Source organism: Bacillus luti (genome assembly GCF_001884105.1).
In the GTDB taxonomy this organism is placed as follows: Bacteria; Bacillota; Bacilli; order Bacillales; family Bacillaceae_G; genus Bacillus_A; species Bacillus_A luti.
On the sequence record NZ_MACI01000088.1, the window covers coordinates 59,084 to 67,718 of the forward strand.

Genomic DNA, 8,635 nt, shown 5'->3' on the forward strand with positions numbered 1-8,635 from the left:
GTAAAACATCGTATCTTTATTTCAAATCCAACAATCTCCTACTCAACCGTAACAGATTTAGCTAAGTTACGTGGCTTATCAACGTCACACTCGCGGTGAAGTGCTGCGTAGTATGAGATAAGTTGGAATGGAATAACTGCTACTAGCGGTGCTAGTGCTTCGTGTACAGCTGGTAGTACGAAGCTGTCACCTTCCATTTCTAAGCCTTTCATTGAGATGATACATGGGTTAGCTCCGCGTGCTACTACCTCTTTCACGTTACCACGAATTCCAAGGTTTACGTGCTCTTGTGTAGCAAGTGCGATAACTGGTGTACCATTTTCGATTAAGGCGATTGTACCGTGTTTTAATTCTCCTCCAGCAAATCCTTCTGCTTGGATGTAAGAGATTTCTTTTAGCTTTAACGCACCTTCTAATCCTACGTAGAAGTCTACGCTACGTCCGATGAAGAAACAGTTACGAGTTGTTGCTAAAAATTGTTTTGCCAATGCGTCCATTTCTTCTTTTTGATCACAAAGTTCTACCATTGCATTTGCTACAAGTCCTAGTTCATGTGTTAAGTCGAAATCAAGAACTTCACCTTTCGCTTTTGCAATGTCAGCAGCTAAAATTGAAAGTACTGCAAGCTGTGCTGTGTAAGCTTTCGTTGATGCAACTGCAATTTCTGGTCCCGCGTATAATGGAAGTGTATAATCAGCTTCACGAGAAAGTGTAGAACCAGGTACATTTGTAATCGTTAATGCTTTATGACCCATTTCATTTGTTTGTACAAGTACTGCACGGCTATCAGCTGTTTCACCACTTTGTGAAATGTAAATGAAGAATGGTCTTTCTGTTAATAATGGCATGTTATAAGAGAATTCACTTGCTACATGCACTTCAACCGGCATTTTTGCAAACTTCTCGATAAATTGTTTTCCAACAAGACCTGCATGATAACTCGTTCCACATGCAATGATGTAAATACGATCGCTATCTAAAATCGCATTGCGAATGTCTTGATCTAATTCAATTTCACCATTTTCATCTTGATACTTTTGAATAATATTACGGATTACAAGTGGTTGCTCATCGATTTCTTTAAGCATGAAATGAGGATATGTTCCTTTTTCAATATCACTTGCGTCTAATTCCGCTGTAAACGGTGCACGTTCAATCGTTTCACCTTGTAAGTTTTTAATTGTAATGCTTTCTTTCGTTACGATTACGATTTCTTTATCCATTAACTCAATAAATTGATCTGTAACTTGTAACATCGCCATAGCGTCGCTCGCCACAACATTAAAGTTGTCACCAACACCTACTAATAGCGGGCTTTTGTTTTTAGCAACATAAATCATGTTTGGATTTTCAGCATCAAGTAGTCCGATTGCATAAGAGCCATGTAAAAGAGATAGCGTATTACGGAACGCTTCTTCTACACTTAATCCTGTGCTCACTTGTTGTTCCATAAGCTGTACGATAATCTCTGTATCTGTTTCACTTACGAACGTTACATCTTGTAAATATTCCTTTTTCACTAATTCATAGTTTTCAATTACACCGTTATGAACTAGTGTAAAGCGTTTTGATGTACTTTGATGCGGATGCGCGTTTAATTTACTTGGAACACCGTGTGTAGCCCAGCGTGTGTGTCCGATACCTACGCTTGCTGCTACGTTCTCGTCTACGATTTCACGAAGTTTTGCGATACGGCCTTTTTCTTTGTATACAACAACACCGTTCTCTGCTTGTACTGCAATACCTGCTGAATCATATCCACGATATTCTAGCTTTTCTAAACCTTTTAATAAAATTTCCTTTGCATCTTGCTCTCCAATAAATCCTACGATTCCACACATGTTTAGTCGCCGCTACAAATGCTTACACTGCTCTGCGAACATGTAACGACATAGTCCGATACCATTTTTATTTATACTAAAAAACGGATTACATATTGCTAGCCCTGTAAGCTTGTAACGGCTTTCACCTTCCTTTCGATTGGGGGTTTAAGTCCGTATATACTTATACAGCTAGTTTGTATCCGTTCCTTTTCTCTCATCACACTTTCACCTTTGTCCACTAAGTCACCTTAATGATTTAAGTAAAAGCTTGCGGTTGTGATGAACAACCGGGAGTCATCCGCCGAAATCTCGATAAACCCCACCTCGTCAACTACACTACTTGTAGTTCTGGCGCTTTTATAATTTACAATATTTACTTTGAGAAAAAGAACAAGACAATCTTATAACAAACCTGATAAACCGTCAATGAAATTTTTTTCATCGTCTATAAAACATATGAAAAAGGAGCACTTCTTGTGCTCCTTTTAAAACAAATTCAGCAAATTATTCAGCGCCAACTTCAGCTTTCACAACTTCTACAATACGGTGTACATAAGCATCACACACTTCTTGTGTTGGTGCTTCTGCCATTACACGAATTAGCGGCTCTGTTCCAGATGGACGAACAAGAATACGACCATCTCCGTTCATTTCTTCCTCTACAACACGAATAATTTCTTTAATTTTTTCGTTTTCAAGTGCTAATTTTTTATCTGTTACACGAACGTTTACTAGTAATTGCGGGAATTTCGTCATCTCACCTGCAAGCTCAGATAATGGTTTTTTCGTCATTTTCATGATATTTACAAGTTGAAGTGCACTTAACATTCCATCACCAGTTGTAATGTAATCAAGTAAGATAATATGACCTGATTGTTCTCCGCCCAGGTTGTAACCACCGCGCTTCATTTCTTCCATTACGTAGCGGTCACCAACAGCTGTTTTATCACTTGTAATATTGTTTGCTTCAAGTGCTTTATAGAAACCTAAGTTACTCATAACAGTTGAAACAACTGTATTATGTTTTAGCTGACCAGTTTCTTTCATGTACTTCGCACAAATAAACATAATTTGATCGCCATCAACGATGTTTCCTTTTTCATCTACAGCGATTAAACGGTCACCATCACCATCAAAAGCAAGACCGATGTCAGCACCTTTTTCTTTTACTAATTCAGCTAATACTTCTGGATGCGTAGAACCTACTCCATCGTTAATGTTCATACCATTCGGTGAAGTTCCCATTGTCGAAATATCAGCTTCCAAGTCTGCAAATAAGTATGGAGCTAAAGAAGACGTAGCACCATGTGCGCAATCTAAAGCAATATGTAAACCTGAGAAATCTTCCTCTACAGTTTGTTTAATATATTGTAAATATTTTTGTCCACCTTCAAAGTAATCGCTCACTTGTCCAAGGTTCGTACCTGTTGGACGTGGCAATTCATCAACTTCTTTGTCTAATAAAGCTTCTATTTCTGCTTCTTGCTCGTCTGTTAATTTAAAACCATCTGAACCAAAGAACTTAATTCCGTTATCTTGTACCGGATTATGAGATGCAGAAATCATCACACCTGCTTGTGCACCTAACGCTTTTGTTAAATACGCAACACCTGGTGTAGAAATAACACCAAGACGCATTACTTCTGCTCCAGTCGATAATAGACCAGCTACTAAAGCTCCTTCTAGCATATGACCAGATACACGTGTATCACGACCGATAATTACTTTTGGACGATCTGTATCTTTTGTTAATACATATCCCCCAAAACGTCCAATTTTGAACGCTAATTCAGGTGTTAACTCCTGATTCGCAACTCCGCGTACTCCATCTGTACCAAAATATTTACCCATTATGATTCGCTCCTTTTTCTTGCTCTTTTTGATTATCTACTGTTGGTTCTTGACTAGTTTCTTTATCTTTATCTTTTTCTTTTTCCTTTTCCTTTTCGGGATCAGGTTCAGGTTCAGGATTTTTTGGTTTTTCAGTTTGATTATCTTGCTCATTATTTGAATTTGGTTGTTCACCGTTACCCTGTACTTCTTTATCTGGCTTTTCTTTCTTCACAATTGTGACTTTAGCACTTTTTTGTTTTGGCTCTATTGAAATATTACCAGGACCGCTCACTTGGATCGAAATATCTTTCGTTCCTGGAGATACATTTTGTAAATTAATTACCGCTGTTATTTGAGCAGCTGTTATTTTATCTACTATACTTGCTTCTCCTGAAATATCAACGCTTATCTTTCCATCTTGCGGCGAAAGTAGCTGGGCAGTAACATCTTTAGTAACTCCATTTTTTTGAATCGGGATACCATCAATCGTTCTGGTTTTCGTCTGTTTCGTTTTTTGTACTCCTACAGAAACCTTCACTTGATTTGGTTTTGCACTAATTACACCCTTTGGCAATAAAACAGAGGTATCGAATGTTGTAGAATCTGTCAATTGACTAAGATCTACTTCGACCCCCTCTATAGATTGTATATTATCCAAAATATCTTTCGGACCCGCTATCGTTACTTCCTTCGGCTCAACACTGATATTTGTAACGGCCAATCCTTCTGGTAAACTACCCTTCTTCGTATATGTTACAGGAACAGTTTTTTCAGTATTATTTGCTGTAGGTTGCGTCGCTACATTCAACGTTACACTAATTTTAGATGGATTCGTTTTTACATTTAAACGTTTTCCTTCTTTATTGTACAATGTAATTTCGGCTGTTTTTGTAACAGTTTTATTAACACCTTTTAAATCGATATATGCCTTAGCAGATGAAATACTTTCTATTTCTTCTTTCGTTCCCACTACCTCAACAGTATCAGGCTTAATATTTGATTTTTCCAGGGTAGCACCTACTGGCATTTGATCTTCATTTGATAATTTCAAATCTACATGAACATACTTTTTCGCTTTTTCATGAAGAGTGACCTTAATTTTTGATGGTTGAACTGTTCCTTTCACATCATCTGGAAGACCATTTGCTTTTAAAGAAACTTCATAAGTTCCCTCTGGACGATCTCTTAAATCAACTGGTATGTCAAATTGGTTTTTAGCTTTTGCTGTAGCAACCGCTGCTTTTGGACCTTCTAACTTCACCTTGACTCCCTCTGATGGGATACCGCTGACAATATATTTCTCTTCATCATACTTAAGGTTAATATCATAATTAGTTAATGTTTCTTTCGCTTCATTTACAAAAGGTAATATACCCGATGTCGTATTTTTTTCAGTCAAAGTCGCTGACATAAAAAGCATACACGCCAATAGTAATGAGATCCCTTTTAAAAACCAATGATTCTCCATTAACTTATCCATGACGCTTTCTCCTCCAATTCCATAAAGACGAAGAAGTCGTTTTTTCATTCGTACTAAATTCAGCTAACAGCATATCCTTCAGCTGTTCTGTCTTCAAATCACGATGCAACTTACCATTTTTCGTTAAAGAAATTTGGCCGGTTTCTTCTGACACAACTACTGTAATACTATCAGTAACTTCACTAACTCCCATTGCAGCACGATGCCTAGTTCCTAAATCCTTAGAAATAAACGGACTTTCCGATAACGGAAGATAACATGCTGCTGCTTTAATGGTACTTCCTTGCATAATTACTGCTCCGTCGTGAAGAGGCGTATTTGGAATGAAAATATTAATGAGTAGTTCCGATGATACGTTTGCATTTAGCGGAATACCCGTTTCTACATAATCGCCCATACCGGTCTCTTTTGACAAAGTAATTAATGCACCAATTCTACGTTTTCCCATATATTCCGTCGCTTTTGCTACCGCTGTTGCAACCATTTCAGGTTCATCATCTTCATGAGCCCCAACACGCGAAAATAAACTCCCGCGTCCTAGCTGCTCAAGTGCCCTTCGCAATTCTGGTTGAAAGATAATAATAACGGCTAAAAATCCCCACGTTAATACTTGTTCAGTTAACCAATAAAGCGTATGCAATCCAAGGAAAATACTAATCATCCGAACGACAATAATAACTGTAATCCCCTTTAAAAGTTGAACAGCTTTTGTCCCTCGGATTATAAGAATTAGCTTATATATAATAAACCATACAACGGCAATATCTAATACCGTACTAAGATATTTCAAAATGGTCGTATCTTCAAAAGGCATGCTAACCCTTCCTCCTACTTACGAGCAATTCTATCCATATATTGAAATATTGTTTTATGCTCTATCTGTATGTATTTCCAACAACTAGTTAATTATACCATACATGAAACAAACAACAATTACAAACAGCCCCCTTTAGTTTAATTGGTAAGATGTCAAACATTCTTATCGTACAGTATAATATAAATCATAATTATACGCCTATTTTCAAATAAAAAAAGCAACTTCTCAGTTGCTTTTCTTACATTTATTTTAGTTTTTCACCGAATAAAGAACCCATTAAAGCAACTGCTGTTGTTGCTGTTCTGTTTCTCTCATCTAAAATTGTATTTACTTCAACAAACTCAGCAGATGTAACAATATCAGCTTCTGCTAACATCTCCATCGCTAAGTGACTTTCACGATAAGATAAACCGCCAATTACAGGTGTTCCAACTCCTGGTGCGTCATGAGGATCAAGACCATCTAGATCTAATGATAAATGAACACCATCCGTATGAGATAAATACGCAATTGTTTCTTCCATAACAGCTGTCATACCCATACGATCGATTTCATGCATTGAGAACACTTTAATGCCTTCATTGCGAATGAAGTCTTTTTCTCCTTCATCTAATGCACGTGCACCGATAATTACAACGTTCTCTTTCTTCACCTTTGGGTACGCTCCGTATAAGTCTACAAGTGCGGGATGTCCGTAACCTAAACTTGCTGCAAGTGACATACCGTGAATATTTCCAGACGGTGAAGTTTCTTCAGTATTTAAGTCACCGTGTGCATCATACCAAATAACACCTAAATTTTTATAATGTTTCGCTACACCAGCTAGCGTACCGATAGCAATACTATGGTCACCGCCTAATACAAGTGGAAAACGACCTTCTTCTATAATATGATCCACCTTACTCGCTAATTCATTACATACAGTTGCAACTTGTGTAAGGTTTCTTAACTTTGTATTTTCATCTACTTCTTTTTCTCTCTCTATACATATATCTCCCATATCTTTAACGTCATATCCAATTTCTTTAATTCTTTCAATTACCCCTGCATAACGGATCGCGCTCGGTCCCATATCAACCCCGCGACGCATCTGTCCTAAATCCATTGGAACTCCAATAACCGAGATTTCTTTTTTCATAGATAGTATCCCCCTTTTATGCCTTCACTAAATATTTTAAATCTTTTATATAGTCTGACTCAACTCAACATTTTTCTGCATGGATATACATTTTATTCACTTATACTGAAGGAAGAATCCAAATTTTAAGACTATTATATGTATAAAATTAACTTAGTGAAACAACTACCATTACTATTATTAAATAATAATAAAAAACACTCCTACATTTAGAAGTGTTTTTTCGATGCTATTTTCCACACTGCTGCAATATTCTTCACTGTCATTTCGATATTCTCTTCTGCTACTTTATATGCTTTTTCTAATGTCATCGGACTCGATGTAATACTAAATACTGCATCGATTCCTTTTTCGTAAACTGCCGAATAATTCGGAGATACAGATCCTCCAATAGCAATCACAGGAATATGAAAATGTTTCGCGCGCTCCGCAACACCTACAGGGGCTTTTCCATATGCTGTTTGTTCATCTATTCTACCTTCACCAGTTATAATTAAATCCGCACCTTCTATATGCTTATCAAAGTTTGTATAATCTAATACAATTTCAATTCCCCTCCGCAAGTTTCCCTTTAACACTGCAATAACAGCTGCTCCCATTCCTCCTGCAGCTCCTGCACCAGCTATTTTAGATACGTCGCAAGATAAGTATTGTTTAAGGATATTCGCATAATGCTTTAAATTCTCATCTAGCTCTTTCATCATCTCTAGATTCGCACCCTTTTGCCTCCCAAATACGAAAGATGCTCCCCTTATTCCAACTAACGGATTGTCTACATCACATGCCGCTTCTATCTTTATATGTGTTAAACGTGAATCCATTCGCGAAAAATCAATTGTTGCAATCGAATGTAATGTTCCTCCAGATGGCTCTATAACTTCCCCCTCTCCATTTATAAACCTGACTCCCAAAGCGGACAACATACCTGCTCCACCATCATTTGTCGCACTTCCTCCGAGCCCCAAAATAATATGCTCAGCCCCTTGTTCTAGCGCATGTAATATAAGTTCTCCTGTCCCTTTTGTCGTTGTAATAAGTGGATTTCTTTTTTCAATCGGAACGTGTTGTAATCCTGATGCTGCTGCCATTTCAATAAACGCTGTTTTATTATCCTTAGACATACCGTAAAAGGCTTGTACACGTTCTCTAAGCGGTCCTGTCACATGAAGTGATATAATTCTTCCCCCTGTAGCATCCACAAGTGAATCAACCGTTCCTTCTCCTCCATCTCCAATTGGCACTTTTACATACTCTGCTTTAGGAAAAATTTCTCTAAAACCTCTTTCAATGGCCTCACATACTTCAATAGCTTTTAAGCTTTCTTTATATGAATCAGATGCAATGACAACTTTCACAATTATCCCTCACCCTTTATTTTTACATTTTCTTCATTGTAAACGACAAATACGAAGGTTGTCTTTTTAAACACAAAAAAAGCTTACATCATATGATGTAAGCTTTCTCTATTTAGATGGAGCCTAGCGGGATCGAACCGCTGACCTCCTGCGTGCAAGGCAGGCGCTCTCCCAGCTGAGCTAAGGCCC

Annotated in this window: 6 protein-coding genes, 1 tRNA gene and 1 pseudogene; all 8 read right to left on the reverse strand. The window is 37.6% G+C overall.

All coding sequences use genetic code 11. From position 1 onward, the window contains the following. Window positions 1–38 precede the first annotated feature (38 nt). The 8 genes and pseudogenes from glmS to BAQ48_RS21940 all read right to left on the reverse strand — a co-directional run bounded on the left by glmS (window position 39) and on the right by BAQ48_RS21940 (window position 8,635). On the reverse strand, window positions 39–1,841 hold the full coding sequence (gene glmS, locus BAQ48_RS21905) for a glutamine--fructose-6-phosphate transaminase (isomerizing) (RefSeq protein ID WP_000334147.1): 1,803 nt from the start codon (window positions 1,839–1,841) through the stop codon (window positions 39–41). A 12-nt stretch (window positions 1,842–1,853) separates the two neighbouring features. Next, a pseudogene (locus BAQ48_RS21910) lies at window positions 1,854–2,041 on the reverse strand (hypothetical protein). Between the two features lie 286 nt (window positions 2,042–2,327). Beyond that, a complete protein-coding gene (glmM, locus tag BAQ48_RS21915; RefSeq protein ID WP_000521488.1) occupies window positions 2,328–3,674 on the reverse strand; it encodes a phosphoglucosamine mutase in 1,347 nt (448 codons plus the stop codon). Next, window positions 3,667–5,136, reverse strand: coding sequence for a CdaR family protein (locus BAQ48_RS21920; RefSeq protein ID WP_071712823.1), 1,470 nt, complete (start codon window positions 5,134–5,136; stop codon window positions 3,667–3,669). Before BAQ48_RS21920 ends, glmM begins: the two co-directional genes overlap by 8 nt. Continuing rightward, a complete protein-coding gene (cdaA, locus tag BAQ48_RS21925) occupies window positions 5,129–5,950 on the reverse strand; it encodes a diadenylate cyclase CdaA (RefSeq protein ID WP_071712824.1) in 822 nt (273 codons plus the stop codon). Before cdaA ends, BAQ48_RS21920 begins: the two co-directional genes overlap by 8 nt. A gap of 247 nt (window positions 5,951–6,197) precedes the next feature. Beyond that, window positions 6,198–7,091, reverse strand: a complete 894-nt coding sequence (rocF, locus tag BAQ48_RS21930; protein WP_000711585.1) for an arginase — start codon at window positions 7,089–7,091, stop codon at window positions 6,198–6,200. Window positions 7,092–7,300: 209 nt separating this feature from the next. After that, complete coding sequence (locus BAQ48_RS21935) at window positions 7,301–8,446, reverse strand: glycerate kinase (RefSeq protein WP_071712825.1); 1,146 nt, start codon at window positions 8,444–8,446, stop codon at window positions 7,301–7,303. 117 nt (window positions 8,447–8,563) lie between these two features. Beyond that, window positions 8,564–8,635 (reverse strand) — tRNA-Ala (locus tag BAQ48_RS21940).

Excerpts from the sequence above, each read along its gene's own strand:
- glmS (WP_000334147.1), bottom strand. The coding sequence starts at position 1,841 with ATGTGTGGAATCGTAGGATTTATTGGAGAGCAAGATGCAAAGGAAATT.
- glmM (WP_000521488.1), bottom strand. The coding sequence starts at position 3,674 with ATGGGTAAATATTTTGGTACAGATGGAGTACGCGGAGTTGCGAATCAG.
- BAQ48_RS21920 (WP_071712823.1), bottom strand. The coding sequence starts at position 5,136 with ATGGATAAGTTAATGGAGAATCATTGGTTTTTAAAAGGGATCTCATTA.
- cdaA (WP_071712824.1), bottom strand. The coding sequence starts at position 5,950 with ATGCCTTTTGAAGATACGACCATTTTGAAATATCTTAGTACGGTATTA.
- rocF (WP_000711585.1), bottom strand. The coding sequence starts at position 7,091 with ATGAAAAAAGAAATCTCGGTTATTGGAGTTCCAATGGATTTAGGACAG.